Consider the following 26,001-nt stretch of genomic DNA (forward strand, 5'->3'; position numbering starts at 1 on the left):
TCCTTCTGAGGAGGCCACATGTGCCGATGGCTCGCGTATTCCGGTTCCCCCGTTCTGCTGGAGGAGCTCCTCTACGTCCCGGCGAACTCGCTCGTCACCCAGAGCAAGCACTCGCGGATGGGAGTGGAGACCACCAACGGTGACGGTTTCGGGGTCGGCTGGTACGCGAGCGCGTCCCGGCCAGGTCTGTTCCTGAGCACCGAACCCGCCTGGAACGACCGCAACCTGCGGGAGCTGTCCGCGCAGACCACTGCGGGCGTCGTCTTCGCGCACGTCCGCGCGTCCACCGGCACGGCGGTCCAGCAGACCAACTGCCATCCGTTCCGGCACGGCCGCCGGCTGTGGATGCACAACGGGCTCATCGCCGGTTTCCCGTTGGTGCGCCGAGAACTCTCACTGGTGGTCGATCCCTCGCTCTACTCCGAGATCGAGGGATCGACCGACTCGGAGATCCTCTTCTTCCTCGCGCTGACCTTCGGACTGGAACACGATCCACCCATCGCCGTCGCCCGCACCGCCGCGTTCGTCGAGGCGATCGGCAGGAACCACGGCGTGGCGCATCCCCTCCAGATGACGCTCGCCACGACCGACGGCGAGACCACCTGGGCGTTCCGCTACTCCAGCGAACACCGCTCGCGCACCCTGTTCCACAGCACCGACATCACGACGCTGCGGCAGCAGTACCCGGACAACCCGACACTGCACGGGCTCTCCCCCGACACGCGGCTCGTGGTGTCGGAACCGCTGGGCGACCTGCGCGGCGCCTGGCGCGAGGTGCCCGAGTCGACGTGCGTCGTCACGCGGGGCGGCGTCGAGGAACTCCTCCCGTTCGGACCGCTCCGATGACGGCGCCGGTGGTGGCCGGTGTCGACGGCTCGTCGTCCGCGCTCGCCGCGGCCATGTGGGCCGCCGACGAATGCGCCCGGCGCGACGCACCGCTGCGGCTGGTGCACGCGCTCTCGGTGCCCGCCCCGGTACACCTCACCGGGACGGACGAGGAGCGGGTGGCGGCGTGCCTGGCCGAGGCCGCCACGGCCGCCCGTGCCGCGGGGCCGGACGTGGAGATCACGACCGAAACGCTCGGCGGTGGCGCGACGGCCCTGCTGATCGAGGAGTCCCGGCACGCGCGACTGCTGGTGCTCGGGGCGCAGGGCATCGGCAACGTCCGGGGCCTGCTGGTCGGCTCGACGGCGGCGGCACTGGCCTCGCACGGCAGGTGCCCGCTGGTGATCGTGCGCGGTCTGGCGGCGACCGACGGCCCGATCGTGGTGGGCCACGACGGTTCCGCGGCGAGCGAGGCCGCGCTGGCGTTCGCGTTCGCGGCCGCCTCACTACGCGCCGCCCGGCTCACGGTGGTCCTGTGCCGGCCCGGCTTCACCGTGGAGAGCGCCTATCGAACAGCGCGGTTCGCCGCGGCCCGCGACGAGGCCGACGACGACGCGCGCGAGGTGCTCGCCCGGTGGCAGACCCAGTATCCCGACGTGCGGGTGGAACGCGCGCTGCCACGGGACCGCCCCGTGCGGGCGCTCATGCGGTACGGCACCGAGGCACAGCTTCTGGTGGTGGGCAGTCACGGCCGCGGCGGGTTCGACGGCATGTTGCTCGGCTCGACGAGTCAGGCCCTCGTCTCGCACGCGCCGTGCCCGTTGGTGATCGTGACCTCGGCGGACCGGCGGGCCGGCCTCATCCGGTGACGGGGTGCAGGTGGCCGCGTTCCGGCCGCCCGGCCGCGAGCCACTGCCGGGTGCTCCGGCTGGCGGCGTCGATCAGCTCGCGGGACCGGCTGAAATCGGCCGGTGACACGCTGAGCGGGCACAACGGCGGCACCACGCGGAGGTCGATCTCGTCCCGGTAGCGCTCGACGTCCACCGCGAGCCGGCGGTTCACCAGCAACGTCAACGCGTGCAGCGCCATTCCGAGGGCGCTGCGCGGCGGCTCTTCGAGGTCGCACGCGTACCCCGTCGGCAGCACCCACACCCGTTCCGCGCCCAGTGCCACGGCGTGCGACACGGGATTGTTGTTCACCGCGCCGCCGTCCATCAGGTACCGGCCACCGAGCGACACCGGTGGGAACACCGCCGGAATCGCGGTGCTGGCCATCAACGCGTCCACCGCGTCACCTTCGGAGAGCACCACCTCCTCTCCGGACAACACGTCCGTGGCGCCGACGTGCGCGGGCGTCGGCGTGTTCTGGAGCGTGATGCCGGAGAGGTGGGTCCTCAGCAGGCGCCGCAGCGCCGTGCTGGGCACGAGGTGGTCGCTCAGCCCGAAGACACCGAGAAGGCCGCGCACCGGCCGGATCGGGAAGACGTCCTTGCGCGACAACGACGTCCACAGATCCGTAAGAGTGCGGACCCCCTCGGGGCCGGGGTGGGCCGCGTGCCAAACACCGTTGACAGCGCCAACCGATGTGCCGACGACCAAGTCGGGCTGGATGCCCTCGCCGACGAGCGCCGCGAGCATGCCCACCTCGACCGCGCCCAGACTTCCGCCGCCAGCGAATACGAACGCGGTCTTCATCGAGCCATTCTGCCGCCGGGCGGGGCGACTCACGAGGGGCCAGTTCGGTCCCCTGCCGAACCACCCTCGCCGGGTGACCCGCCGCGCGCCGTCCGCCACCAGCCTGGCGATCACCTGTTGTGCCGAGCGAAAGGCAGGACGACGTGGCCGGTGCGGAGAAGGAAAGGCTGCGGGAACCCGACGAGTGGCGCCGCTGGGGACCGTATCTCGGGGAGCGGCAGTGGGGCACGGTCCGGGAGGCGTCGAACGGGGACGACGCGTGGACGTCGTTCACCCACGACCAGGCGCGCTATCGCGCCTACCGGTGGGGCGAGGACGGGCTCGCGGGCTTCAGCGACGACCGGCAGCGGGTGTGTCTCGCGCTGGCGTTGTGGAACGGGGCGGACCCGATCCTCAAGGAACGGCTGTTCGGCCTGACCAACGGCGAGGGCAACCACGGCGAGGACGTCAAGGAGTGCTACTTCTACCTCGACGCGACGCCCACCTCGTCGTACCAGCGGATGCTCTACAAGTACCCGCAGCGGGCCTTCCCCTACGAGGACCTGGTCGCCACCAACGGGAAACGCGGCCGGGACGACCCGGAGTACGAACTGCTCGACACCGGCGTGTTCGACGACGACCGCTACTTCGACGTCGTCGTGGAGTACGCCAAGGCGGGCCCCGAGGACGTCCTGATGCGGGTCACCGCGCACAACCGCGGGCCGGACGAGGCGACGCTGCACGTGGTGCCGACGCTGTGGTTCCGGCACACCTGGTCGTGGGCGGGCACCACCGAGCCCTCACTGCACACGCTGGGCACGGGCACGGTGCGAGCCGCGCACCCCGAGCTCGGCGTGTGGTGGTGGTACGCCGAGGGCCAGTTGATGGTCACCGGCAACGAGACCGACGACGAGCGGGTCTTCGGCATTCCCAACACCACCCCGTACGTGAAGGACGGCGTCGAACGCGCTGTGCTGCGCGGAGATCTCACCGCGCTCGCTCCGGACGGCGTCGGCACGAAAGCCGCCGCCCACCACGTGCTGACGATTCCGCCGGGTGGCAGCGAGACCGTCCGCGTCCGCTTCACCACCGCGGCCACCGACACACCGTTCGGCGGGTTCGACGCGGTGATCTCCGCCCGTCGCGAGGAGGCCGACGACTTCTACGACGAGGTGCTCGGCGGCGATCCGAAGAGCGACGAGAGGCTGGTGTGCCGGCAGGCGCTGGCCGGGCTGCTGTGGTCGCGGCAGTACTACGGGCTCGACGTCGAGCGCTGGCTCACCGAACGCGGCGCCGACCCGATCGGCGCACCCACCGGTCTGTCCAACGAGGACTGGCGGCACCTGGCGGCCGAGGACGTCGTCGTCATGCCGGACAAGTGGGAGTACCCGTGGTTCGCCGCCTGGGACCTCGCGTTCCACGCGGTGCCGCTCGCGGTGGTGGACCCGGCGGCCGCGAAGCAGCAGGTGGAACTGCTGCTCGGCCGCCGCTACCTGCACCCCGACGGGCAGCTGCCCGCCTACGAGTGGAACTTCGGGGACGTCAACCCGCCGGTGCACGCGTGGGCGGCCTGGTTCGTCTACCAGTACGACCGCGACACCACCGGAACCGGTGACCGGGCGTTCCTGGAACGCGTGTTCCCGCCTCTCCTGCGCAACTTCGGCTGGTGGCTCAACCGCAAGGACGCCGACGGCCGCAACCTCTTCCAGGGCGGTTTTCTGGGGCTGGACAACATCGGCGTGTTCGACCGCAACGCGCCGCTGCCGGCCGGTGGGCGCACCGACCAGGCGGACGGCACCGCGTGGATGGCGCTGTTCTGCCAGAACCTGCTGCAGATCGCGCTGGAACTCGCGCGCGAGGACCCGGTCTACCTGGAGCACGCCGCGACGTTGCTGGAGAACCTCGCGTGGATCGCGGCGGCGACCAACCACGTCGGCAACGGGCTGTGGGACGAGGAGGACGGCTTCTTCCACGACGTGCTGCGGAATCCCGACGGCACGTCGACGCCGCTGCGCGTCCAGTCGGCCGTCGGGCTGATCCCGCTCGCCGCCGCGACCGTGGTCGGCGCCGAGCTGCGGCACGACCATCCCGGACTCGTCGACGGCATGCGGGAGTTTCTCGACCGGCATCCCGCCGTGCGGGCCGCGTTGTGGGGCCACGGCGCGCAGACCGACGGCGACGGGCCGGTGCTGTTCGCGCTGTTCGACGAGAGCAGGCTGCGCCGCATCCTCACCAGGATGCTCGACGAGAACGAGTTCCTGGGACCGTACGGCATCCGGTCGCTCTCCCGGTGGCACGCCGAGCATCCGTACGTGCTGACGCTGGACGGCGTGGAGCATCGCGTCGGCTATCAGCCCGCCGAGTCGGACAGCTCCATGTTCGGCGGCAACTCCAACTGGCGCGGCCCGGTGTGGTTCCCGATCAACGCGATGGTCGTGCGCGCGTTGCTGCACCTGCACACCTACTACGGGGACGGCTTCACCGTCGAGTGCCCGACGGGGTCGGGGCGACGCCTCACCCTGGAGCAGGTGGCGGGCGAGATCGGCGACCGGCTGCTCGCGACGTTCCTGCCGGGGCAGGACGGCCGCCGTCCGGTCCACGGTGGACAGACGCGGTACCGGGACGACCCGCACTGGCGGGACCTGCCGTTGTTCTACGAGTACTTCCACGGCGACAACGGAGCAGGAATCGGCGCGAGCCACCAGACCGGCTGGACGGCGCTCGTGGCGCTGCTGTCCCGCGTGTCCGCGAAGGAGGACGTGCGATGAGCGGATGGCCGGACCGGCCCGTGATCTACGAGATCAACACCGCGGTGTGGCTGGGCGAGCTGTCCCATGCCGCCGAACGGCCCGTCACGCTCGCCGAGGTGCCCGCCGCGGCATGGGACGCCGTGACACCGGCCGGCGTCGACGCGGTGTGGCTGATGGGAGTGTGGGAACGCAGCATCACCGGGCTGGCGCTCGCCAACGCGCGGAGCGGGCTGCGGGCCTCGTTCCAGGCCGCGCTGCCGGACCTGCGCACGCAGGACGTGAGCGGGTCGCCGTACTGCGTGCGGCGCTACGTCGTGGCCGACGAGTTCGGCGGCGACGAGGCGCTCGCGAAGGCACGGGCGGAGCTCGCGTCGCGCGGGGTGCGGCTGGTGCTCGACCACGTGCCGAACCACGTGGCCCCGGACCACCCGTGGGTGACCGACCACCCGGAACTGTTCGTCCGCGGCGACGTGGACGACTACGCGGAGAATCCCGAGCGCTGGCTCGCGATCGGCGAGCACATCTTCGCGCGCGGCCGGGACCCGTACTTCCCGCCGTGGCCGGACGTGGTGCAGCTCGACGCCTTCTCCCCCGCCCTGCGGACCGCGGCCGCGACGACGCTCGCCGGCATCGCGGCCCGCTGCGACGGCATCCGGTGCGACATGGCGATGCTCATGACCAACGACGTGTTCGCGCGCACCTGGGGCCGTGAGGCGCCCGAGCGGGAGTTCTGGCCCGAGATCATCGACGGGCTGCGCGATCAGCACGCCGAGACCGTGCTGATCGCCGAGGCGTACTGGGACATGGAGTGGGCGTTGCAGCAGCAGGGTTTCGCCTTCTGCTACGACAAACGCCTCTACGACCGGCTCGTCTCGCGGGACGTCGAGGGGGTGCGCGCCCATCTGCGGGCCGACATCGGCTACCAGGCGAAGCTGGTGCGGTTCCTGGAGAACCAGGACGAACCGAGGCTGGCGGCCACGCTCCCGCCGGACGCCGCCAGGGCCGCCGCGGTCGTCATCGCCACGCTGCCGGGCGCGACGCTGTGGCACGAGGGCCAGTTCGAGGGCAGGACGGTCCGGCCACCGGTGTTCCTCAACCGCCGCCCGGACGAGCCGCTCGACCACGACCTGGCCACCTGGTACCGGCATCTGCTCGCGACCGTGCGGGAGCACCGCCTCCGGTGCGGCGAGTGGTTCCTGCTCGGCACCGAGGGATGGCCGGACAACCAGTCGCACCGCTCGCTGCTCGCGTGGGAGTGGATCGAGGTCGGCGGGTCCCGGCACGTCGTGGTGGTCAACTTCTCCGATTCACCGGCGCAGGCCCGGATTCCGCTCGACTGGCAGCCGCGGCCCTGGCGGTTCACGGACCTGCTCGGCGGTGAGGTCTTCGACCGCGACCTCACCGCCGAGGGACTCTTCGTGTCACTGCGCCCGTGGGGTTTCCACGTGTTGTCCGTGGCGTGATCGAGCCCGCGTGCGGAGCAGGGCGGCGGCCCAGCCCGCACGCGGGTCCGCGTCCACCAGCAGCACCTTCACCAGCACGGTGAGCGGCACCGCCAGCAGCGCGCCGAGAGGGCCGAGAACCCAGGCCCAGAACGCCAGCGACAGGAACGTCGTGGTCGTCGACAACCCCGCGGCGTCCCCGGTGTAACGCGGCTGCACCAACGACTGCACGACGAAGTTCAGCACCCCGTACACGGCCAGCACCGCCAGTGCGCGTCGCGGACCGTGCTGCAGCAGCGCGAGCGCGACGGGCGGCAGCAACCCGAGCACGAAGCCGACGGTGGGAACGTAGTTGGTGACGAACGACAGCACGCCCCACAGCAGCGCGAGCGGGACGCCCAGCAACGCCAGCGCCACCGTGTCCAGCACCGCGACCACCGCCCCGAACACCGTCGTCACCAGCAGGTAGCGCCGGGTGCGGCGGGCGAACTCCCGCAGCGCCACCGTCAGGTGCGGCCGCTGGTCCGCGATCTCGGCCAGCCTGCTGTCGGTCCAGTGCACCTCGACGCCGAGGAACAGCAGCAGCGCCAGCAGGAACACCAGACTCGTGGTGAGCCCGGTCAGGTCGGAGAGCAGTCCGGTGATCGAGGCGAGCACCTTGCCCCGGTCGAGGCCGGCGAGCACGTGTTCCGCCTGCTGCACCAGGTGGTGGCCCGCGTACTCGGGCAGCATCCCGGCGAGCCGCACACCGGACACCACGACCGTCACCGCGATCGCGCCCAGCACCGCGTACACCAGGACCACGACGGCCGTGGTCGCGAGCCACGACGGTGCGCCCCGGCCGCGCAGCCACCGGTGCGCGGGGCTGATCGCGATCACGATCAGCCCCGCCAGCACGGTGGGCGCCACCAGCCACGCGATCGCCTTCACCCCGGCGACCACGACCACCGCCGACGCGGCGCCGAGCAGAATCGTCAATGCGCGTGGCATCAACGAGATGACGACTCGAGCGTTGCCGCCGCCTCGTTGCCGTGCACCACCACGGCCCAGATCACCACCACGCACAGCGTGATGACGATCGTGGACCACAACGGGTGCACCGAGACGAAAGCGAGTTGTGCCACGGCGTTCACCGCGGCGAGAATCACCGCGACCACTCTGGCCCACGCGGAGCCGGAGAGCAGCGCGGCGCCCGCGACCACCACCAGGACGCCGAGCAACAGGGTGATCCAGCCCCAGGTGGTGAGGTCGAAGACGATCACCTGCTCGCCGTTGGCGACGTAGTACTCGCCGCGGAACAACCCGACGAGCCCCTCGATGGCGTTGAACGCCCCCATGACGATCATCATGATGCCCGCGAACCAGATCCAGCCGAGCCAGCCTGTGTCCTGCATCGTGCCTCCGTTGTCTCCCGAAGCGTTGGTCGGGCTCACCGTGCCCCCGCGCCGGGGCGTGGATCTTCACCCGCCGCGTGTGAGTGCCGGGGCACGTGTCCGCTCCGGCGGGTGAAGACCTGGGCCGTTCGGCGGCCGAGTCTCGTCACCATGACCACACCCCCGTACGCGCCGATCGCCGATCACGGGCTGATCGGCGACCTTCAGACCTCCGCGCTGGTGTCCACCGACGGCACCGTGGACTGGTTCTGCTGCCCGCGGTTCGACTCGCCCTCGGTGTTCGCCTCCCTGCTGGACCGCAAGCGGGGCGGGTTCTGCCGGATCCGGCCCGCCGGGTTCACCGGCACCGGAAAGCAGCTGTACTTCCCGGACACGGCGGTGCTGATCACCCGGTTCATGACCGAGGACGGCACCGGGGAGGTCGTCGACTTCATGCCGCCGCTGCCGGACGAGGGCCCGTCCGAACGGCACCGGCTCGTGCGCCTGGTGCGGTGCGTGCGCGGCCGGATCACGTTCGAACTCGACGTCGCACCTCGCTTCGACTACGGACGCCGGGCGCACCGCGCGCACCTCACCGACGACGGCGTGATCTTCGCGTGCGGCCAGTTCGGCCTGGTGCTGCACGCCGTGCGCGAACCGGGAGACGCCCGGCTGGTGTCCGGGCAGATCACCGACACCGGTGACCTGCGCGCGACGATCAGCCTGGAGGAGGGGCAGACCCGCGGCATCGTGCTGGAGTCCGGTGTGGACGGTCCGCCGCGCGCCGTCGCCGCCGCCGAGGCACAGGAGCTGTTCGAACGGACCGTGCGGTTCTGGCACGACTGGCTCGCCCGCGGCACCTACCACGGCCGCTGGCGGGAGGCGGTCGACCGTTCGGCCATCACGCTGAAGCTGCTCACCTACGCGCCGACCGGGGCGATCGTCGCCGCCCCGACGGCCGGTCTGCCCGAACAGCTCGGCGGCGAGCGGAACTGGGACTACCGCTACACCTGGATCAGGGACGCCTCGTTCGCGGTCGGAGCGTTGCTGCGGCTGGGACACACCGAGGAGGCGGCGGCGTTCGGCGGGTGGCTCAACGAGCGGTTCGTGGAGGGTGAGCCGTTGCGGGTGATGTACGCGGTCGACGGGTCGGCCGACCTCACCGAGCACGTGCTGGATCACTGGGAGGGACATCGGGGGTCGTCGCCCGTGCGGGTCGGCAACGACGCGGCCGGCCAGTTGCAGCTCGACATCTACGGCGAGCTGCTGGACAGCGTGCACGCCGCCCACCTGCACGGCGTGCGCGTCGGGCATCGCGGCTGGCACGCGGTGGTCGAGCTGCTGGACTGGCTGGCGGAGAACTGGAACCAGCCGGAGGAGGGGATCTGGGAGACGCGCGCCGGCCGCGCGGACTTCACCTACGGGCGGGTGATGAGCTGGGTCGCGTTCGACCGGGCGATCCGCATCGCCGAGAGCGAGGGGAAACCCGCGCCGGTGGCGAGGTGGCGCTCGCAGCGCGACCGGATCTACGGCCAGGTGTGGGACCAAGGCTGGGACCACCGCACCGGGGCGTTCGTGCAGCGGTACGGCTCGCAGGTCCTCGACGCGTCGTTGCTGCGGATGGCCCAGGTGGGGTTCGTCGCGCCACGGGACCCGGTCTGGCTGGACGCCCTCGCCGCGATGGAGTCGCTGGTCAGCGACAGTCTCGTGCGGCGCTACGACACGGACGCGGCACCCGACGGGCTGCGCGGCTCAGAGGGCTCGTTCTCGTTGTGCACCTTCAACTACGTGACCGCGCTGGCGTTGTCCGGCCGGGCACGGGAGGCACGGCTGGTGTTCGAGAAGATGCTGACCTACGGCAACCACGTCGGCCTCTACGCCGAGGAGATCGCCGTGACCGGCGAGCAGCTGGGCAACTTCCCGCAGGCGTTCACCCACCTGGCCCTCATCGACGCCGCCGTCACCCTCGACGACCAGCTCACTCGCGACGGGTGAGGACGCGGCGGCGCCCGGCTCGCACAGTCATCGGCATGGCGACTTTGACCGTGTGGAAGTTCGACTCGACCGACGGGGCGCACAGTGCGCTGCAGGAGCTGACGAAGCTGCAGGACCAGCAGCTGATCATCGTTCGCGACGCGGCCTACGTGTACTGGGACCCGGACGCGAAACGGCCGAAGACCAGGGAGCTCGGCAAGCTCACCGGTGCGGGAGCGCTCGGCGGCGGCTTCTGGGGGCTGTTGTTCGGCCTGATCTTCTTCGTGCCCGTGCTGGGCGCGGCGATCGGGGCCGGAGTCGGCGCGCTGGCGGGATCGATGTCCCGTGCGGGCATCGACGACGACTTCGTGAAGGAGATCCGGGACACCGTCACGCCCGGCACGTCCGCCCTGTTCGTGATGTCCGAGGGCGCCGTCGTCGACCGGGTGGCCGAGAGGTTCAAGCAGACCGGCGCCACCCTGCTGACCACCAACCTCACCAAGGAACAGGAGGAGCTGCTGCGCGAGACGTTCTCGTCCTGACGTCTCGACGATCACGGCGGTGACGGTCCGGTGACGACTGCCGGGGTGCCGATGCCGGCCTGCCACCGCCTGCCGATGAACCGGCCGGAGCGCGGACGATCGCGCTCCGGCCGGTTCCTGCGTTCACCGTGCCGGGCCCGCCACCCGCACGCGCGCAGCCGCCTCGCCCAGCAGCGAGTGCACGACCCGCAGCACGTCCGCCACGTGGTCGCGGTGCTCGCTGATCACCTCGGCCCGGCGGGTCGCCTCCTGCACCACGCTCTCCGCCCGGCGCCGCGCGGTCTCCTCCATCAGCCGCACGTCGTGGCAGGTCTGCTTGCGCCGCAACGCCAGCGCCAGCTCGAAGTCCTCGGTGACCTTCGCCCGGTGGCGGGCCGCCGCCTCGTCCAGCGCGCGACGGCCCGCCTCCCCCTCCCGCAGGATCCGCGCCATCCGCACGCGGGTCTCCGCCAGCAGCTCCCGATGCTCGGCGTGCGTGCGGCGCGCGGACTCCCACGCGTGGTCCTCCAGCGCGGTGGCCCGGTCGGTGATCTCGGCCGCCTGGGCGAGCGTGCGCTCCACGACGTACCGAAGGCGTTCGCCGACCGCGTACGGGGACTGCGGCACGGCGCGCAGCCGGTCGAGCCGCTCCCGCAACGCGCGGTTGTCCTCCCGTTCGGACTCCAGGTGCCGGGCGAGCGCCTCCGCCCTGGCCTCCGCCGCGTCGCGGTCCGCGGTGAGCGTCTCGATGTCCCGTTCGGCCTCGTGGACGTAGTGCCACACCTGGTCGCGGCGGAGGCCCAGCCACGCCACGTCGAACGCGGTGCGCAGCGGCACCAGCTCGGCGGTCACGGCCGCACCAGGGTCAGCGGCACGCGGCACAGCGCCCCGATGCCGTCCTCGGGCGCCTGCCGGGTGTCCGAGGCGATCACGTGCACCCGTGTGCCGCTCAGCAACGCCGCTCGCACGGCCACGTCCGCGAGCAGCCCGCAGCGGCGGTGGGACCCCAGCGGCCGGCCCGGAGCCACGTCCGTGGGCGCGAGGCCGTACCAGGCGGTGGCGGTGACGTCCTCCGGCTGCCCCACGAACAGGTCGTCCACCCGGCCGTCGGCCAGCGCGCCGAGGGTCTCGTCGACACCCTCGACCCCCAGCCGCCGGGCACGGCCGCGTTCGTGGAAGTCCGCCAGCACTCCCGCGGTCCACGTGCGGGCGGCCCCGCGCACCTCGTCCTCGATCCGGCTCGGGCTCAGGTCGGTGCCGACCCAGCGCACCGTCGTCTCACGCCGGACGGGCGCCGGCAGCGCGGCCCACAGCGCGGCCACCACCTCGTCCTGGCCCGCCACGACCAGCAGCCTGGCGTCCTGCCGCACCAGCATCGCCGCGACCGCCGACGCGGTGGACCGCACACCCTCGTGCCAGTGCCGATCCGCGTAGTGCAGCGACATCCACTCCGCGTCGGGCGTGCCCAGTTCGGCGGTCTCACGGGTCGCGGCGGCGATCACGCACGGCGGCCGGTCCTGCACCCACGCCAGCAACGGCAGCACGTGCGCGGGCGAGCTGAACCACGCGAGGTCCAGGTGGCGCAGCCCGGGCGCCTGGAAGACGCGCGGAGGCACCTCGCCGCCGGCGAACCCCACCAGCGTTCCCGCGGACGGATCAGCGTCGTGCGCCCGGTGCAGCGCGCCACCGATCGCCTCGACCACGTCGTCACCCGCTCCGTCACTGCGCAGCTGGTCGGCGAGGCGGATCCAGCGCGACCGCCACGAACGCAACGGACTCGATCCCATGTAGACGGACGCGACCGGCCGGGCGGGCCGGACGACGTCGATCAGATCCCGCAGCGCGGGCAGGCAGGTCTTGGGCACAGCAGCGACTCCTCTTCCCCGTCGTGGACTGGCCACAGAGTCCGGGGAGGTGGTGATCCGCTTCTTCACCCGGCGCGGATGAACCCGCCTCCCCGCACGGGTGCGGCGCTCGCCCCGTGCGGGGGAAGTCCGGCCCGTGCGCGACGAGCAGCGTCGGACCTCTGAAGGAGGTGCGGACTTCCATGAGCCGTCAACCTGATCGTTCCCGCTCCCGTCGCATCGTGCTCGCCGTCGTGCTGTTCGCGTTCATCGTCGCCGCCCCCGGTGACGACGACGAGTGCGGGGAGAACTCTCCGCTCGTGGTCACCGGTGTCCTCGCGGCCGCCGGCCTGTTGCCCAGGCTGGTCGGGGTGGCCGGACGCGCGCTGGTGCTGATAGCCCAGCCGGGCAAGGCGATCCGGCCCCCCTGCCCGGCGAAGTGATGCGGTTCGATCGCATGATCATTCACGGTAACTCCATCGGGGAGAGTCATCTTCATGTCCGACAGTTCGGAGTGCGAACGACCAGCGCACGACACCAGCCCGCCCAGATTCCGGGTTCCCGTCTCGGCCGTTCCGCTCGTCGCACGAAACCAGCTTCTGTCCGTTGTGGACGGTCACGTCGCGGCGGCGCCGGTCACCCTCGTCACCGGGCCCGCGGGGAGCGGCAAGACCACGTTGCTCGCGGAGTGGGCCAGACGCCGCGCCGGCCGGGTGGCGTGGCTGACCTTGAACGAGCACGACAGCATGCCCGCCCGGCTGCGCATCGCGATCAGGGACGCGCTCACCGGCGTCTGGCCGGACCAGAGCCATCTCGACGCGATCCCCTGGTCCGAACCGGGTTTCTCCTCGGCGATCGTGGCCGCGTTCGACCACCTGCCCGCGTCCGCCTGCCTGGTGCTGGACAACGTGCACGAACTCCGTGACCCGGAGGCCCTCGCCACCATCGACCTGCTCACCCGGCAGCCACCGGACCGGCTGCGGCTGGTGCTGCTCGGCCGGTTCCCGCCACCGCTGCACCTCGCCCGGCTGCACCTGGAGGGACGGCTGCGCGAGGTGCTGCCCGACGAACTCGCGTTCGACCGGGCGGAGACCGAGGCGCTGCTCGCCGCGTACGACGTGCCGGTCTCACCCGAGGAGATCACCCCGCTGCTCGCCGGCACCGAGGGCTGGGCGGGCGGGCTGACGTTCGCGGCGATGCGGATGAACACGACCGGCGCCCGCCCGGCCGACCTGCTCATGTTCACCGGGCAGGACGAGATCGTGAACGGCTATCTGACCGAGGAGGTGCTCGCGTCCCACTCATCGAGCACGCGCGACCTGCTGGTCGCGACCAGCGTCTGCGACTCGGTGAGCACGGGCCTCGCGAGCGCTCTGGCACCGGAGCACCCGAGTCCCGGCGTGGTGCTCGATCAGCTGGAACGCACCAACGCGTTCGTGGGCAGGCTGAGCGAGACACCCGAGTGGTACCGATGTCATCCGGTGCTGCGGGCGCATCTTCTCGCCGAGCTCCGCCGCACCCGTCCGGCCGACGAGAGCGCGCTGCACCGGTCCGCGGCGCGCTGGCACCACGAGCAAAGCCTGCCCCTGACGGCGTTGCGGCACGCCGTCGCGGCCGGCGAGGACCAGCTCACCGCGGAGATCGTCGAGCACTCGGTGCTGCGCGAGATGCTCCACGCGGGCGGCGCGGAGGTGCACCCGGTGCTGGCCTCGGTGCCCGCCCACGTGCTGGCCCGGCCCGCGGTCGGCGTGGTCGCGGCGCTCGTCGCGCTCGACGCGGGTGACCTCGCCGCCGCCGACCGGGTGCTCGCGGGAATCGGCGGCGGTTCCCCCGCGCTACGACCGGAACGGGTCAGGGTGCTGCACGGCACCGCGCTGCTGCGCCGCGGCCGGTTCGACGCGCACGTCGGCGAGGCGCTCGACATCATGGCCAGGACGGCCGCCGGGCTGAGCGGCGCACCGGACGCGGACGTCGCCGCCCTGCTCGACCGCGGCGTCGCGGCGTTGTCGCGCGGCGAGCACCACGCCGCCGAGACCGACCTGGTCCGTGCGGCGGCACTCGCCAGGAAGGAGGGGTTCACCCACGCGGAACTGGATTGCCGGGTGCATCTGGCGGCACTGGCGAGCGCGATGGGCGACATCGCGGAGGGGGCGCGGCAGGCACAGGCCGCGGTGGAGTTCGCCGAGCGACGAGGATGGCAGACGCACTTCACCTGCGCGCTCGCCTACTCGTTGATGGGGGTGCACGCCTACCTGCGCATGGAGGACGCGAACGCGACCGACCTGGCGAAGCGCGCGACCACGGCCCTGGGCGACCGGCCCGACCTCGGGGTCGGGATCGCGGTCCGCACGCTGGACGCCGCGGTGTCGTTCGCCACGGCCGGCGACCCGCGCGCCGTCGCCGGCCGCCTGCGCAGCCAGTGGCAGGACGTCGCCGGGCGCGAGGTGACACCGCCGGTGGTCGCCCACATAGCGCCGGCGCTGCAGCGGATGGCGCTGCGGACCGGTGACGAGCAGTGGGCCGCGGCGATGCCCGGCCAGGTCGAGGCGATGTTCGGACCCTGCGGAGAACAGGCGGTGCTCCAGGCCGTGCTGCTCTCCCACCACTCCCGCGTCAACCAGGCCCGCAAACTGGTGGAACCACTGCTGTCGGGCGACCTGCCCGCGGTCGCCGCGCCGACCGTCGTCGACGCCTGGCTGCTGGAAGCCGTGCTGGTGGAACGAACCGGCGACCAGCGGCGCTCGCACGAGGCGGTCACCAGGGCACTGGCGGCCGCCGAGCCCGTCGGCACGATCCGGCCGTTCGTTCACGCGGGCAAGCCGGTGCGTGAACTCCTCGCCCGCGGCGCCGGCCGGTTCGGCAGGCTCGACCGGTTCGCCACGACGACGATGACGGCTTTACCCACGGCGGCAACCACTTCGGCGGGTGTGCTCACCAGTCGTGAGCGCGATCTGCTGGTAGAGCTGCCGTCCATGCGCACCACGGAAGAGATCGCCAACTCCCTGTTCGTCTCCGTCAACACCGTGAAGACGCATCTGCGCGGCATCTACCGCAAGCTGGGCGTCAACCAGCGGCGTGACGCCGTGCTCGTGGCCAGGCGACTCGGTCTGATCTGACCGCGACTGGCCCCTTGGGCCCCGGACCCGGCCCTTGCCACACTTGATCCGCACGGGCTCGCCACAGCGCGGCCCGCACCCCGAGCCGGCGACACGATCGCCCAGGGCTCGGTCGTGAAGTCCCCCAGCGGGCACCCCCGACGGTGCTCAGTTCGGCCTGCGCACGGCCGGGTGGGGTGTCCGGGTCGTGGGTGGTTTCCGTTCCCGTGGGCGCACTTCGGGGTCGCAGGAGCCACTCACGGCCAGTCCACTGTGGATGGCCGAAGGCGGGGGCCGCGCGACCGGCTCGGACTTCCGGCGTGATCCGCGACGCGAGGGCGACCAGAACGGTGCCCGATCGCACGGGTAGGGGTGAGGGCACCTGACGAGTGCCCCTGACCCGGCGGAGAGTCGCAGTGCGCAGTGGACCTGCTTGCACCAGATCGTCGTCCGGACGTTCATCGCCGAACGCAGGCGCCTGCGCCGTCGCGGGGGGAAGCCGAGAGCCTGATCGTCTCTCCCGGCGCGGAGGACGGGCTCGTGGTGTGGGAGACGTTGTCGTCCGTGCCCGCACGCCGGTGGTGCCGGGCCCGTCCCCGCACGCCGAGCCCGACGACGACGGGCGATGGGCGCACCGGCGTGCCCGACCAGATGGTCCGTCCTAGAACTGCGACAGGACGTTGTGGTTCCACCACAGGTCGAGCTTGTCGAGGGTGTCGACGTCGCCCGGCTTCTTCAGCGTGCCGATGGTGAGGTTCCTGGTGTCGACCCACCAGACCTGGGCGTTGCCGTCAGCGAGGAAGCACGTGGTGAACTCGCCTTCCAGCGGCCCTGAGGTGTCGCGGTAGAAGAGCGCGTAGTGGATGGGGTCCGACTTGGGACGGCACCCGCCGCGCTCGTCCATCCGCGGAATGCCACGGCTCGTCACCACCGCCTGGAAGAACCCGTCCTGCTTGGCGCGGTCGGCGAACAACCGGAACTCCGCCTCCGCGGGTGGCGGGGCGTAGGGGTCGTCGGACTTCACGCCGCCGCAGCGAACGGTGGCGACCGTGCCGTTGTCCGGCGCGGTGGGCGCGCACGTGGTGGTGACGGTCCGGTAGACCGCCGGCAGGGCGTCCAGCAGCGCGTTGTCCTGCGGCGTTCGCGTCCTGGTTGGCGTGGTGGTGGTGGTGGGTGTGCTGGACGGAGTGCTGCTCGGGGTGCTGCTGGACGTCGTGCCCGTGCCGAGGACCTTGTCCTTGTTCGCGACGATCAGCGACGTCACGACGATCCCCACCACGACCGCGAGCGCGCCGACGGCGAGGGCGGCACGCTTGGCCGGTGACACGGGGGTTGTCTGGGCGCGGGTCGGCGGGTACGGCTGCGCGGCGACGGGCTGGGGGCCGGTCGCGGTGTGCTGGAAGGGCGACGGCCTGGAGAACTGCGGCTGCGGACCCGCCGCGACGGGCCGGGGCAGGCCGTGCGGAGGGCTCGCCGGTGAAGGCCGGCCAGCCGCAGGTGCGACGTGCCCGCCTGGCGGGGTGTTGGGACCGGAGTCGGGTCCTTGCGCGACGCGAACGGGCGTGACGGGGACGGGCGTCGCCGCGGGTCCGGGCGCGGGCATGGGTGTCGGCGTTGTCAGGGCCTGGGCCGCCGCCTGGGCGAACGCGCCCGCCGTGGCGTAGCGGTCGGCCGGGTTCTTGGCCATGCCCTTCGCGATCACGTCGTCCAGCGCCGCCGGGACCGCCGGGTTCAGCGGGGACGCCTTGGGCGGCGCCTCGTTCATGTGCGCCCAGATCTGGGCCGCGGTGCTGCCCGCGGTGAACGGGCAGCGACCCGCGACGCAGGCGAACAGGACGCAGGCCAGCGCGTAGACGTCGGCGCGGCCGTCCACCGGGCCGCTTTCGAAGCGTTCCGGGGCCATGTAGTCGAGGGTGCCGACGACCGAGCCGGACGCCGTCAGGCCCGTCGCGGACGGCGAGACGCTGCGGGCGATGCCGAAGTCCACCAGGTACACGAAGTCGCCGGAGGTCACGAGGATGTTCGACGGCTTCACGTCGCGGTGCACGAGGCCGTCGGCGTGTGCGGCGTCGAGGGCGCTCGCCACCTGGTCGACGATGCGCACGGCCCGCGCCGGGTCGAGGGTCTGCTCGCGGATCAGGTCCGACAGGTCGGAGCCCTCGACCAGCCGCATGTCCAGGTAGAGGCGGTCGTCGATCTCGCCGTAGGCGTGGATGGGGATGACGTGCGGTTCGCGCAGCCGTGCGACGATCCGCGCCTCGCGGCGGAAGCGGGCGCGGTAGTCCTCGTCGTCGTGGTAGCCGGGCGACAGCCTTTTGAGCGCCACGAACCGGTCGTGCGCCGTGTCGTACGCGCGGTGCACCTCGCCCATACCGCCGCGACCGAGCAACTGCTCGATCCGGTACGGCCCGAACGTCTCTTCCGTCATCGTCCTCGTGTCCCGAGCGCCTTGTCCGTTCGAGTCGACGCACGCCGACCGCCGCGGGTTCCGCAGGCAGCAGCCTACAAACGCGCGAGGCGGCCGGTTCGCTGAGGACGCGGTCATCCGTTCGGACGTTGTGCCCGGCGGCGGGGGTGGGTGAGGGTTCGGCGGTGGCGATCAAGAAGCGGCGGGCCCGCGGCGGGGTCTCGGCTCGGGTCCGGCGGGGGTGGGAGGTGGTCACCACCTCGCTGGCGCTGCTGACCGGGGTCTACCTGATCCTGCTCACCGTCGAGCCCACCCGGATCGTGCTGGAGCGCTACGTCGGCAAGCTCGACCTGCAGGACTCGTCGCGCTGGTCGCGGTGATGCTGGAGATCGTCACCATCGCGATCTACCAGCACGGCAGGGACGTCCGGGCGCTGAAGGCCCTCGTGACCGAGCGGGAACAGCGGGATGTCACGCACTCCATCACCGACGTGCTGGCGGCGACGGCACAGACCGGGGCCGGGCGGCGGGCGCGGCAGGTCGAGGTGCTGGGGCTGACGTTGAACACCACCTGGCCCGCGCTGGCGACGTGGCTCACCTCGCAGGCTCGGCCGCACGGCTGGAAGGTCACGCTGCACTGCCTGGACCCGGACTTCATCACGCGTTCCGGCGAGTTCCCCGCGGAGTGGGCCGGTGAGGCGCGGCGCAGCCAGGACCGCATCCGGTCGTTCCTCGCCGAGGAGGCCGACTACCTGGCCCGGCACCGGATCAGCGTGGAACTCCGGGCCTACGCGTGCGTGCCCGTCGTGCACGGCTTCCGCTTCGGCGACGGCACGGTGTTCCTGTCCTACCTGCAATGGACGGAGAACGGGCGCATCCGGCCGTTCGAGTTCTACGACCGGATCGGCGCCGACGACCGCTCAGCCCGCGCGGGGCACTACCGGGACCTGTTCGACAGCTGGCAGCACCGGGCCGGCGCCAAACGGATCACCGGCTGATCCTCACTTGAGCGGCATGACCCGCGACAGCACGGGCACGGTGGCCGCGGCGACGACGGTGTGCATCAGGATCAGCGCGAGCGAGTTCACCACGGTGGCGCCGCCCGCGAGAATGCCCAGGTCCGGAATCCACGAGAGCACGACGACGACGGGAACCAGGACCCGCAGGACGCGGCGCGGGTTGCCGGCGAAGCGGCGCACGAGGTACCAGCCGAGCGCGCCCAGCGCGATACCGAGCACCGTGGCGGGCGCGTACTCCGCGAAGGCCAGGCCCATGCGTTCCGCGCCTGCGGGGACGAACTTGCCCGCGACCAGGGCGACCAGCGCGTTGACCACGACCGAGATCACCGCGGCGCCGAGAAGGCCGACGACGACCTCTCCGACGCTGGGCGCGAGCACTGAGGAGCGAGTGGGGAGGCTGGTGTCGGCCATGTGCCGTGTCCTTCGGTAGGCTGAATTGCAAGCGGTCACTTGCAAACAAGGTAGCCATCCGGTCACGCTGATGCAAGTGTCCACTTGCATCGATCGAGGAGGGACGAGTGGCTGGCAGGGTCACCGACGAAACGGTGTACGCCGCGACCTTGGCGGTGATCGCCGAGCAGGGGTACGAACGGGCGACCACCCGCGGGATCGCCGACGCCGCCGGGATCAACGAGGCGACGCTGTTCCGCCGGTTCACGTCCAAGCAGAACCTGCTGCGCCAGGCCGTCCGCGCCAGCTTCGCGGGATTCGCGCTCGACCTCGACGCACCGGGCGACGACGTGGCCGCCGACCTGCTCACGATCGTGAGCTACTACGCGCGGCTCTACGAGACGCGCGGCGGCGTGGTGCTCACCCTGATGAGAGAAGCGAAGTTCAACCCGGAGGTGGCGGCGGTGCTCGCCGAACCGGAGAAGCTGCTGGAGCGGGTGGACGCGGTCATCCTGCACCACCAACGGCGCGGCGCTCTCGTCGAGGAGCCGCCACGGCACACGTTCTTCGCACTGGTCGGACCGGTGATGATGCGGTCCGTCGCCCGGCGGGTCGACCAGCGGGCCACCCAGGCGCCCGCCGATCCCGCGGCCGTGGTGCGCCGGTTCCTCGACGGGCACCGGCCCTGAAGCCCGTCCGAGGTCTGGTTCCTGGTGGTGCGGCCGGACGGCCCTAAAGCCAGCCGCTGTCCTCCGCGACCTTCACGGCTTCCGCACGCGTGCGGGCCCCGGTCTTGCCGATCGCCGCGCTCAGGTGGTTGCGCACGGTCCCCTCGGACAGGTGCAGCGCCTTCGCCAGGTCCGCCACCGTGCCACCGTCCCGCGCCACGGCGAGCACGTCGCGTTCCCGGTCGGTCAGCGGGCTGTGTCCCGTGGCCAGCGACTCGGCCGCGAGAGCGGGGTCCACCACGCGCAACCCCGCGTGCACCCGGCGGACCGCGTCGACCAGCTGCTCCGGGGAGGCGTCCTTGACCACGAACCCCGCCGCGCCCGCCGCCATCGCCCGCGCGAGGTAGCCGGGGCGGCCGAACGTCGTGCAGACGATCACCCGGCAGCTCGGCAGGGCCCGGCGCAGGTCCGCGGCGGCGCTGAGGCCGTCCTGGCCCGGCATCTGCACGTCGAGCAACGCGACGTCAGGCGTGGTGCGCCGGGCGGCGGCCACGACCTCGTCGCCGGCGCTGACCTGGGCGACGACCTCGATGTCGGGCTCCAGGCCCAGCATCGCGGCGAACGCGCCCCGCACCAGCGCCTGGTCGTCGGCCAGCAGCACCTTGATCACACCGTCTCCCCTGTCACGCGACGTCGGCGCGCAGCCGGTAGCCACCGTCGTCCAACGGCCCCGCGAGCACCGTGCCGCCGTGCGGCGCGAGCCGTTCCGCCAGGCCCTTCAACCCGCTTCCCGGGGTGCCCACCCCGGTGCCGCGTCCGTTGTCCCACACCTCGAGCCAGGTGTCGCCGAGGCGCACCGAGCACCGGGTCGCGGCGGCGTGGCGCAGCACGTTGGTGATCGCCTCGCGCAACACGTACCCGAACACCCCCTGCAGTTCGGGTCGCACGTTGTCCACCGCGTGCGGCAGGTCGGCCTCGATCTCCGCCGCGCGCAACGCCGCCCGCGCGCCCACCACCTCGGCCGCCAGCGACACCTCCCGGTAGCCCGACACTGTCGTGCGGACGTCGCTGAGCGCCTGCCGGGTCAGGTGCTCGACCTCGCGGATCTCCTCCAGCGCCCGGTCTGCCGACGAGCTCTCCAGCAGGCGCCGCGCCACCCCGGCCTTGAGCGTGATCGTGGTCAGGCTGTGCCCGAGGACGTCGTGCAGGTCGCGGGCCAGGCGGCTGCGTTCCTCGGTGCGCGCCATCGCGGCGATCTCCTCCTGTGCCGCGGACAACGCCATGTTCGCCCTGATCATCCTGCCGACCGCGAGCATCCCCAGCGAGATCGACAGCAACGTGCCGAGCTGGCCGCCGTCGATGCCCAGTTCCTGTTCGAGGAACATCGTCCCCGCCAGCGCGAGCAGCACCGTGCCGTCGATCAGGATCGCCCGCCACGGCTTCAGCACGACCGCGGTCGACGACATGATGTAGACCATCAGCCCCGCGTACGACATCCCCAGCCAGTACACGGCCACCAGCCCGAGCACCGTCAGCCCCACGGCCAGCAGCGTGTTGAAGTTCTCGCTGCCGCTGCTCCAGAACCACCGCGGCGCCAGCATCCAGCCCACCGCGTAGGCCACCAGCAGCACCACCAGCACGACCCGCGCCGCCACGCCCCGGTCGCTGACCACGACGTCGTAGATCACGGACGGGATGTAGAGCAGCACGAAGATGGCGGCGAACCAGAACCACTTGGTGTTGTCGTTGCTGCGGCGCACGACCATGAACCTAGTTCTGCGCGCGGTAGCGGCGCGCGGCGACCACGGACAGTCCGGCCACCCACAGCCCGATCACGAGCAGCGCCTCCTTGACGTCCACTCCGGACACGAACGGCGCCTGCGTCAGCTGCTTCACCCAGAACGTCGGCAGCGCCTTCATGATCCCCGCCAGCCACGCGGGCGCCACGTCGGCGGGAATCCAGATCCCGCCCAGCAGGCCGAACAGCATCGACGCCAGACCGGTGATGGCCTGCATGCCGTCCGGGGTCGCGATCAGCCCGATCACGATGCCCAGCAGCACGAACGGGATCGCGCCCAGCCACAGCGTCGCCAGCACGCCGAGCCAGTGCATCGCGTCCATCCGCACGCCCTCGACCGCGCCGATCACGCACACCAGCAGGATTCCCGGCAGCCCGACCAGCATGCCGAGCGCACCCTTGGTCGTCAGGTAACCCGCACCGGTCAACGGCGTCAGCCGCAACTGCCGCTGCCAGCCCAGCCCTCGCTCCACGGCGATCCGCGCGCCGATCGACAACGGCCCGGCCATCACGCCGAACAACGCCATGTTCATCATCAGCGACGTGGTGACCGGCAACCCGTTCGGGAACGTGCCCTCGCCGCCGCCGTAGAGGTTCACGAAGAGCACGAACATCACCGAGGGCAGCACCACGGTGAAGATCAGGTAGCGGCCGTTGCGCACCGCTCGCCGCAGTTCCAGACCCAGGAAACGCGTGTTCATCGGTTGTCCACCCCCGTGAGCGCGAGGAACGCGTCCTCGAGGCCGAGCGCGGTGATCTCGATGTCGTGGGCTTGCGGATAACGGGTCAGCAGCGCGCGCACGGCAACGTCGGAATCCCCGCAGGTCAACATGATCTGGTCGCCCCGCCGCTCGACCGCCCGCACGCCGGGCAGCTCCAGGTCCCCGGCCCCCGGCACGACCGCGCGCAACGTGCGGCCGGACACCGTGGCACGCACCTGTGCCACCGACCCGTCCGCCACGATCCGGCCCGACCGCATCAGCACCACGCGGTCCGCGTACTCCTCGGCCTCGTCGAGGTAGTGCGTCGCGAACAGCACCGTGCGGCCCGTGTCGGTGTACGCGCGCATCTGCTGCCAGAACGCCCGCCGCGTCTCGACGTCCATCGCGACCGTCGGCTCGTCGAGCACGAGCAGGTCCGGCTCGCACACCAGCGCCAGCGCGAACCGCACCCGCTGCTTCTGCCCGCCGGACAGCTTCGTGCACTTGCGCCCCGCCAGATCCGCGATCCCCGCCTGCTGCAACGCCCGCGCGACCGGCATCGGCCTGCGGTGCAGCGCCGCGATCAGACCCACGGCCTCGGCGACCGTCGCGTCGTCCAGCAGAGCGCCGCTCTGCAGCATCGCCGAGATCTGCCCCTCCACCACGGCCTCGCGCGGCGACTTGCCGAAGACCCTGATCTCGCCCTCGTCCGGAGTGGACAGTCCGAGCAGCAGGTCCACCGTCGTCGACTTGCCCGCCCCGTTCGGCCCGAGCAACGCCACGACCTCGCCGGGAGAGATCACCAGGTCGACCCCGTCGACCGCGCGGACCTCACCGAACCGCTTCCGCAGGCCGCTCAGCGCCACCGCGGCGCTGGCCCGCACAGCTGTTTCCGTCATGCCCTCGATGCTCGGCGCCGGAGCCCGGCGGCGAGGGGCTCAAGCGTCACGACCTCGCCATGACAGATGTCATGGGTGTGCGCCTGGCGGCTGTTCGGGTGGTTTCTCCTCGCCACACTCGAAGTTCATTTGGTTGCTCATTGACAGACCCGGCGCGGACTCGACACTCTGCACCTTCCCTGTGATCGAAAGGTGCCGCTCGTCATGAAACTCCGTTTCGTCTTACCGGTCCTCGCCCTGCTCTCCGCCGTGGTCGTCACCCCTGCCGCGGCGGCGGAGGCGGATCCCGTGCAGGCCGCCGACGCCTGCTACACCTGGGGACGCACCCTGCAGCAGGGAGCGTCGGGCGAGGACGTCCGGCAGCTGCAGATCCGCGTGGCCGGCTATCCCGGCTACGGCGCCGTGCTCGCCATCGACGGGCAGTTCGGAGCCGGCACGAAGGCCGCCGTGACCCGATTCCAGCAGGCCTACGGTCTCGGCGCCGACGGCATCGCCGGTTCCGCGACGTTCTCGAAGATCTACGCGTTGCAGGACAACGACTGCACGCCGATCAACTTCACCTACGACGAGCTGAACAACTGCAACTCCGACTGGTCCGGCGGCAACGTCTCGGCGGCGACCGCGCGCGCCAACGCGTTGGTGTCCATGTGGAAGCTGCAGGCGATGCGGCACGCCATGGGAGACAGGCCGATCGACGTCAACGGCGGCTTCCGCAGCGTCTCGTGCAACAACGCCGTCGGCGGCGCGGCAGGAAGCCGGCACCTGTACGGCGACGCCGTCGACCTGGGCGCGGGAGCGCAGGGCTTCTGCGCACTGGCGAAGCAGGCCCGCAACCACGGCTTCAACGAGATCCTCGGCCCGGGCTACACCGGCCACAACGACCACGTGCACGTCGCCCACAAGTCGAGCCGCTTCTGGTCCGCACCGAACTGCGGCATCTAGGGCCGGTGGCGTGAATCAGAGCGACGGCTTCCGAACGGGAGCCGTCGCTCACTCCTTCGAGGACTGCTCCGGCAGGGGCACCGCGAGCCACTCGAGTTCGGCGGCGAGCACGCCGAGTTGGAACCGCGACTGCACGCCCAGCAACGACTGCAGGCGCGCGATGCGCCGGTTCAGCGTGCGGAGGCTGACGTCCAGTTCGCGGGCGATCGCCCGGTCGGTCGCACCGGTCCGCATGAGCCGCAACAGGTGCTGGGTCGCCGTCGTGGGTTCCTTGCCCACGGACCCCACGAGCGCGCGCGTCCGCCCAAGGGGGTGTGCGACCACCCCCGGTGTTACGTGGGTCACCGTCATGAGGCGACGGTAGGCCGGACTATTGGCGACTGTCAATCAAAAGTCGGCGCTTTGCTGTCAAATCGCACCTATCTTCAGGCTGAACGCCGCCATTACTCCGCCAGTTGCACCTCACCGGCGGAGATCTCGTCCAGGCGCGCGTCCAGCACCTCCGGCGACAGCACGTGCCGCACCACCATCGCCGCCGCGCCCAGCGCACCGGCGGTCACACCGGCGCCCGACGCGACGATCCTCAGGTTCTCCGTGGCCAGCGGCAGCGAACGCCGGTAGATCGACTCCCGCACGCCCGCCAGCAGCATCTCGCCCGCCTCGGCCAGCAGGCCGCCGATGACGACGAGCGACGGGTTGAACATGCTCACGCACCCGGCGAGCACCTCGCCGATGTCCCTGCCCGCCTGCCGCACGACCCGGCCCGCCTCGAGGTTGCCGGAGCGGACCAGGTTCACCACGTCGGCCGTCGAGTGCGCGGGATGCCCCAGGTCCCGCAGCTTCACCGCGAGCGCGGGACCGGCGGCGACGGCTTCCAGGCAGTCGGTGTTGCCGCACCGGCACAACGCCTCGCCGCCCTCGGGCACGCGGATGTGGCCGAGGTCGCCTGCCGCGCCCGCCGCGCCGCGGTGCAGCACGCCGTTGCTGATCAGCCCCGCGCCGATGCCGGTCGCCGCCTTCACCACGATCATGTGCCGCACGTCCGGGTGCGAGGCGGTGTGCTCGCCCAGCGCCATCAGGTTGACCTCGTTGTCGACCAGCACCGGCACGCCGAACTCCGCCGCGATGGCCGCCGGCACGTCGAACCCGTCCCAGCCCGGCATGATCGGCGGGTTGTTCGGGCGTCCGGTGGAGTGCTCGACCGGCCCGGGCAGGCCGATGCCCACGCCCGCGATCTGCGCGTCGTCCACGGTCTTGAGCAACGAACGCCAGGTCGTGACGAGGAGCGGCAGGATCGCCTCCGGGCCGTCCGCCACGTCGAGGTCCACCTGTTCGACGGCGAGCAACCGGCACGCCAGGTCGGAGACGGCGACGGTGGCGTGGGTGGCGCCCACCTCGGCCGCCAGCACGTGGCAGGCGCCGGGGTTGAACCCGAACCGGCCCGCCGGACGGCCGCCGGTGGACTCCCCCGTGCCGCTGTCACTCACCAGACCGGCCGCCACGAGCAGGTCGAGCCTGGCGCGCACCGTGGACCGGGCGAGGCCGGTCGCGGCCACGATCTCCGCTCGGGTGCGCGGGCTGCCGTCCATCAGCATGCGCAGCACAGCGGCCGGCGAACCCGCCTCTACACCCAAGGTGCTCTCCATCGAACAATTGTCACATCGGCTACTGAGGACCGGG

25 protein-coding genes are annotated in these 26,001 nt (G+C 71.7%); 12 read left to right on the forward strand and 13 right to left on the reverse strand.

The genetic code is table 11. The features are described from left to right. The first annotated feature begins 18 nt into the window (after window positions 1-18). Together ACIRG5_RS23105 and ACIRG5_RS23110 are read left to right on the forward strand one after the other, a co-directional pair. Window positions 19-846, forward strand: coding sequence for a class II glutamine amidotransferase (locus ACIRG5_RS23105; RefSeq protein ID WP_402907778.1), 828 nt, complete (start codon window positions 19-21; stop codon window positions 844-846). Continuing rightward, the gene (locus ACIRG5_RS23110) at window positions 843-1,694 is read left to right on the forward strand and encodes a universal stress protein (RefSeq protein WP_402907781.1); all 852 of its coding nucleotides are present in this window, start codon (window positions 843-845) and stop codon (window positions 1,692-1,694) included. The genes ACIRG5_RS23105 and ACIRG5_RS23110 overlap by 4 nt, the downstream gene beginning before the upstream one ends. On the opposite strand, the gene ACIRG5_RS23115 is transcribed toward ACIRG5_RS23110, so the two are convergent. Beyond that, the gene (locus ACIRG5_RS23115) at window positions 1,684-2,520 is read right to left on the reverse strand and encodes a patatin-like phospholipase family protein (protein ID WP_402907784.1); all 837 of its coding nucleotides are present in this window, start codon (window positions 2,518-2,520) and stop codon (window positions 1,684-1,686) included. The genes ACIRG5_RS23110 and ACIRG5_RS23115 overlap by 11 nt on opposite strands. Window positions 2,521-2,663: 143 nt before the next feature. Between ACIRG5_RS23115 and ACIRG5_RS23120 the strand changes: the two genes are divergently transcribed. Together ACIRG5_RS23120 and ACIRG5_RS23125 are read left to right on the forward strand one after the other, a co-directional pair. Continuing rightward, window positions 2,664-5,267, forward strand: a complete 2,604-nt coding sequence (locus ACIRG5_RS23120) for an MGH1-like glycoside hydrolase domain-containing protein (protein ID WP_402907787.1) — start codon at window positions 2,664-2,666, stop codon at window positions 5,265-5,267. Continuing rightward, the gene (locus ACIRG5_RS23125; protein ID WP_402907790.1) at window positions 5,264-6,712 is read left to right on the forward strand and encodes an alpha-amylase family glycosyl hydrolase; all 1,449 of its coding nucleotides are present in this window, start codon (window positions 5,264-5,266) and stop codon (window positions 6,710-6,712) included. The genes ACIRG5_RS23120 and ACIRG5_RS23125 overlap by 4 nt, the downstream gene beginning before the upstream one ends. Here the strand turns inward: ACIRG5_RS23125 and ACIRG5_RS23130 are convergent. Then, complete coding sequence (locus ACIRG5_RS23130) at window positions 6,671-7,681, reverse strand: AI-2E family transporter (protein WP_319974081.1); 1,011 nt, start codon at window positions 7,679-7,681, stop codon at window positions 6,671-6,673. The genes ACIRG5_RS23125 and ACIRG5_RS23130 overlap by 42 nt on opposite strands. Then, a complete protein-coding gene (locus ACIRG5_RS23135) occupies window positions 7,681-8,085 on the reverse strand; it encodes a hypothetical protein (protein WP_402907793.1) in 405 nt (134 codons plus the stop codon). Before ACIRG5_RS23135 ends, ACIRG5_RS23130 begins: the two co-directional genes overlap by 1 nt. Before the next feature lie 150 nt (window positions 8,086-8,235). On the opposite strand from ACIRG5_RS23135, the gene ACIRG5_RS23140 reads away from it, so the two are divergent. Further along, a complete protein-coding gene (locus tag ACIRG5_RS23140) occupies window positions 8,236-10,059 on the forward strand; it encodes a glycoside hydrolase family 15 protein (protein ID WP_402907796.1) in 1,824 nt (607 codons plus the stop codon). A 35-nt stretch (window positions 10,060-10,094) separates the two neighbouring features. Further along, entirely contained in the window at window positions 10,095-10,580 is a 486-nt protein-coding gene (locus ACIRG5_RS23145) for a DUF1269 domain-containing protein (RefSeq protein ID WP_319974084.1), read from the forward strand. Between the two features lie 123 nt (window positions 10,581-10,703). Here ACIRG5_RS23145 and ACIRG5_RS23150 read toward each other — a convergent pair whose 3' ends face one another. Next, window positions 10,704-11,411, reverse strand: a complete 708-nt coding sequence (locus tag ACIRG5_RS23150; protein WP_402907799.1) for a hypothetical protein — start codon at window positions 11,409-11,411, stop codon at window positions 10,704-10,706. Further along, window positions 11,408-12,424 carry a hypothetical protein gene (locus ACIRG5_RS23155; protein ID WP_402907802.1) on the reverse strand — a complete coding sequence of 339 codons (1,017 nt, stop codon included), beginning with the start codon at window positions 12,422-12,424 and terminating at the stop codon, window positions 11,408-11,410. The genes ACIRG5_RS23150 and ACIRG5_RS23155 overlap by 4 nt, the downstream gene beginning before the upstream one ends. A 182-nt stretch (window positions 12,425-12,606) precedes the next feature. Here ACIRG5_RS23155 and ACIRG5_RS23160 point away from each other — a divergent pair, with 182 nt between their 5' ends. Then, on the forward strand, window positions 12,607-12,846 hold the full coding sequence (locus tag ACIRG5_RS23160) for a hypothetical protein (protein ID WP_402907805.1): 240 nt from the start codon (window positions 12,607-12,609) through the stop codon (window positions 12,844-12,846). Between the two features lie 54 nt (window positions 12,847-12,900). Further along, on the forward strand, window positions 12,901-15,519 hold the full coding sequence (locus tag ACIRG5_RS23165) for a LuxR C-terminal-related transcriptional regulator (protein WP_402907807.1): 2,619 nt from the start codon (window positions 12,901-12,903) through the stop codon (window positions 15,517-15,519). Between the two features lie 640 nt (window positions 15,520-16,159). Here the strand turns inward: ACIRG5_RS23165 and ACIRG5_RS23170 are convergent. Further along, on the reverse strand, window positions 16,160-17,926 hold the full coding sequence (locus ACIRG5_RS23170; protein WP_402907809.1) for a protein kinase: 1,767 nt from the start codon (window positions 17,924-17,926) through the stop codon (window positions 16,160-16,162). A 164-nt stretch (window positions 17,927-18,090) separates the two neighbouring features. Between ACIRG5_RS23170 and ACIRG5_RS23175 the strand changes: the two genes are divergently transcribed. Beyond that, window positions 18,091-18,285: a hypothetical protein gene (locus ACIRG5_RS23175; protein WP_402907811.1), complete on the forward strand. Its 195-nt coding sequence runs from the start codon at window positions 18,091-18,093 to the stop codon at window positions 18,283-18,285. Further along, a complete protein-coding gene (locus tag ACIRG5_RS23180; protein ID WP_402907813.1) occupies window positions 18,285-18,902 on the forward strand; it encodes a hypothetical protein in 618 nt (205 codons plus the stop codon). Before ACIRG5_RS23175 ends, ACIRG5_RS23180 begins: the two co-directional genes overlap by 1 nt. A 3-nt stretch (window positions 18,903-18,905) precedes the next feature. Here the strand turns inward: ACIRG5_RS23180 and ACIRG5_RS23185 are convergent, their stop codons facing one another. Next, window positions 18,906-19,334 (reverse strand): DUF6069 family protein, encoded by a 429-nt coding sequence (locus ACIRG5_RS23185; RefSeq protein ID WP_402907815.1) that lies wholly within the window; start codon window positions 19,332-19,334, stop codon window positions 18,906-18,908. Between the two features lie 107 nt (window positions 19,335-19,441). Between ACIRG5_RS23185 and ACIRG5_RS23190 the strand changes: the two genes are divergently transcribed. Then, window positions 19,442-20,002 (forward strand): TetR/AcrR family transcriptional regulator, encoded by a 561-nt coding sequence (locus ACIRG5_RS23190; protein WP_402907817.1) that lies wholly within the window; start codon window positions 19,442-19,444, stop codon window positions 20,000-20,002. A 43-nt stretch (window positions 20,003-20,045) separates the two neighbouring features. Here the strand turns inward: ACIRG5_RS23190 and ACIRG5_RS23195 are convergent, their stop codons facing one another. Genes ACIRG5_RS23195 through ACIRG5_RS23210 form a run of 4 tightly spaced genes read right to left on the reverse strand, consistent with a single transcriptional unit; the run spans window position 20,046 to window position 23,379 of the window. Then, complete coding sequence (locus ACIRG5_RS23195; protein WP_402907819.1) at window positions 20,046-20,651, reverse strand: DNA-binding response regulator; 606 nt, start codon at window positions 20,649-20,651, stop codon at window positions 20,046-20,048. Window positions 20,652-20,664: 13 nt separating this feature from the next. Further along, window positions 20,665-21,741, reverse strand: a complete 1,077-nt coding sequence (locus ACIRG5_RS23200) for a sensor histidine kinase (protein WP_402907821.1) — start codon at window positions 21,739-21,741, stop codon at window positions 20,665-20,667. 10 nt (window positions 21,742-21,751) lie between these two features. Then, the gene (locus ACIRG5_RS23205; protein ID WP_402907823.1) at window positions 21,752-22,480 is read right to left on the reverse strand and encodes an ABC transporter permease; all 729 of its coding nucleotides are present in this window, start codon (window positions 22,478-22,480) and stop codon (window positions 21,752-21,754) included. Next, window positions 22,477-23,379, reverse strand: a complete 903-nt coding sequence (locus ACIRG5_RS23210) for an ABC transporter ATP-binding protein (protein ID WP_402907825.1) — start codon at window positions 23,377-23,379, stop codon at window positions 22,477-22,479. Before ACIRG5_RS23210 ends, ACIRG5_RS23205 begins: the two co-directional genes overlap by 4 nt. Window positions 23,380-23,583: 204 nt before the next feature. Here ACIRG5_RS23210 and ACIRG5_RS23215 point away from each other — a divergent pair, with 204 nt between their 5' ends. Next, window positions 23,584-24,321, forward strand: a complete 738-nt coding sequence (locus ACIRG5_RS23215; RefSeq protein ID WP_402907827.1) for a D-Ala-D-Ala carboxypeptidase family metallohydrolase — start codon at window positions 23,584-23,586, stop codon at window positions 24,319-24,321. Between the two features lie 48 nt (window positions 24,322-24,369). Here ACIRG5_RS23215 and ACIRG5_RS23220 read toward each other — a convergent pair whose 3' ends face one another. Next, window positions 24,370-24,672 (reverse strand): LuxR C-terminal-related transcriptional regulator, encoded by a 303-nt coding sequence (locus ACIRG5_RS23220; RefSeq protein ID WP_402907829.1) that lies wholly within the window; start codon window positions 24,670-24,672, stop codon window positions 24,370-24,372. A 92-nt stretch (window positions 24,673-24,764) separates the two neighbouring features. After that, window positions 24,765-25,967 (reverse strand): ROK family protein, encoded by a 1,203-nt coding sequence (locus ACIRG5_RS23225; RefSeq protein ID WP_402907831.1) that lies wholly within the window; start codon window positions 25,965-25,967, stop codon window positions 24,765-24,767. Between the last annotated feature and the right edge of the window lie 34 nt (window positions 25,968-26,001).

Source organism: Lentzea sp. NPDC102401 (genome assembly GCF_044765805.1).
In the GTDB taxonomy this organism is placed as follows: domain Bacteria; phylum Actinomycetota; class Actinomycetes; order Mycobacteriales; family Pseudonocardiaceae; genus Lentzea; species Lentzea sokolovensis.